Below are 2,189 nucleotides of genomic sequence, written 5' to 3' on the forward strand. Positions count from 1 at the left end.
CCACGGCGGCCGGGACCAGCTGGTGCGTTCCCTCGCCCAGGCGTTCAACGCGGGCGTCCCCGTGAACTGGACGACCCTGTTCCCGGCCGACCCCACCCCACGAACGGTGGATCTGCCAACGTACGCCTTCCAGCACCAGCGGTACTGGCTGGACGGCCTCACCGACCGCGACGCCGACCCCACCGACCTCGGCCTCGCACCCGCCGGGCATCCGCTGCTGAGTGCCGCCGTGGAGCTGGCGAACGGCGGCGGCAGACTGCTGACGGGTCGGCTTTCGGCACGTACCCACGCGTGGCTCGGCGAGCACGTGGTGGCGGGTGCGGTGCTGGTGCCCGGCGCGGCCCTGGTGGAGTGGGCGCTGCGGGCCGCCGACGAGGTCGGCGCGGGTGGCGTGGAGGAACTGGCGCTCCAGGTTCCCCTGGTGCTGCCGGAATCAGGCGGTCTGCGCCTTCAGATCGTGGTCGCGCCGCCCGGGACCGACGGGCGGCGCGAGGTGCACCTGTACTCCCGTCCCGAAGGAGACGCCGACTCCACGGCCGGGTGGGTGTGCCACGCGGAGGGCGTGCTGGGTCCGGTCCCGGAGGGCGAGGGCGTGGCGGAAGCGCTGGGCGGCGTATGGCCTCCGGCGGGTGCGGAGCCCGTGGCGCTGGAGGACTTCTACGCACAGGTCGCGGCCTCGGGGTACGCGTACGGCCCGACCTTCCAGGGGCTGCGCGCGGTGTGGCGCGACGGGGCGGACCTGCTGGCCGAGGTGGTGTTGCCGGAGGCCGCGGGCGAGCACACCGGGTTCGGCATCCACCCGGCCCTGCTCGACGCTGCGCTGCACCCCGTCCTGCTGACCGACCAGAACACGACGGACGCGGTGTGGCTGCCGTTCACCTGGAACGGCGTGTCGCTGCGGGCCCAAGGGGCGACCAGCGTACGGGTCCGGCTGTCCCCTCGGGAGTGCGACGACACGAGCAAGCGGACCGTGCGGGTGACGGTGGCCGATGCGGTGGGCGCCCCAGTGCTGAGCGCCGACGCGGTGGTGCTGCGCCGGGCGAGCGAAGAGCAGCTGAGGAGCGCCCACGTCCCGGGCTCGGACGGCCTGTTCGCCATGGAGTGGACTCCGTTGCCCCTCACGCCGCACGGCAGCGACGGCGCCATGAGTTGGGCGGCTCTGGGCAGCGAGGCCACCCCGGATCTCGACTCGTTGATCGCCGCGCTCGACGGTGGCACACCGGCTCCTTCGGTCGTCCTGGCGTATCGGCCCGCGGGCGAGGCGTCGGCCGATGCCGGTGCCATGGCGGCCGACGGGCTGGCCTCGGCGGAGCGGATCCTGAAACTGCTCCAGGACTGGCTGGCCGAACCACGGCTGGCCGAGTCCCGGTTGGCGGTGGTGACGCGCGGAGCCGTACCCGCCGATGACAGCGGGAACGTGGACGTGCCAGGTGCCGCGCTCTGGGGTCTGGTGCGCAGCGCGCAGGCGGAGAACCCGGGCCGGTTCCTGCTGCTCGACCTCGAACCGAGCACACCCGTGGCCGATCACGGCAGTGTGCTGAACGCCGTGCGGCGGGCCGTGGAGGCGGACGAGTCGCAGGTGGCGCTGCGCGCCGGGCAGATGCTGGTGCCGCGGCTGGTGCGGGCCGTCAAAAGCGCCGGTGACGGCGGTCCGGTGCCCCCGCCGGGGCAGTCCGCGTGGCGGCTCGGGGTCGTCGGCGACGCGACCGTGGACAGTGTGCGGCCCGTGCCGTGCCCGGAAGTGCTGGAGCCCCTGCGCGCCGGTCAGGTACGCATCGCGGTGCACGCGGCAGGCGTCAACTTCCGTGACGCGCTGATCGTGCTGGGGATGTATCCGGGCGACGCCGTGTTCGCGGGCAGTGAGGGCGCCGGTGTGGTCTTGGAGACCGGGCCGGAGGTGACGGACCTCGCCGTGGGCGACCGGGTGATGGGTCTGTTCGAGGGCGCGTTCGGCCCGCTGGCGGTGGCGGACGCGCGTACGGTCGTCCCGATCCCCTCCGGCTGGACCTTCCAGCAGGCGGCCGCGGCGCCCGTCGTGTTCCTGACCGCCTGGTACGGGCTGGTCGAACTGGGCGGGCTGCGGGCAGGGGAGTCGGTGCTGATCCATGCCGCCACCGGCGGGGTGGGAATGGCGGCGGTGCAGATCGCCCGTCATGTGGGTGCGGAGGTCTATGCCACGGCTTCTCCCG

General features: G+C 73.8%; 1 protein-coding gene. It reads left to right on the forward strand.

Annotated elements, in window-relative coordinates:
• A partial coding sequence (locus LCH29_RS43785; RefSeq protein WP_446467256.1) for a polyketide synthase dehydratase domain-containing protein occupies positions 1–2,189 on the forward strand: 2,189 nt, incomplete at both ends.

It is taken from the genome of Streptomyces sp. BRA346, assembly GCF_052851135.1.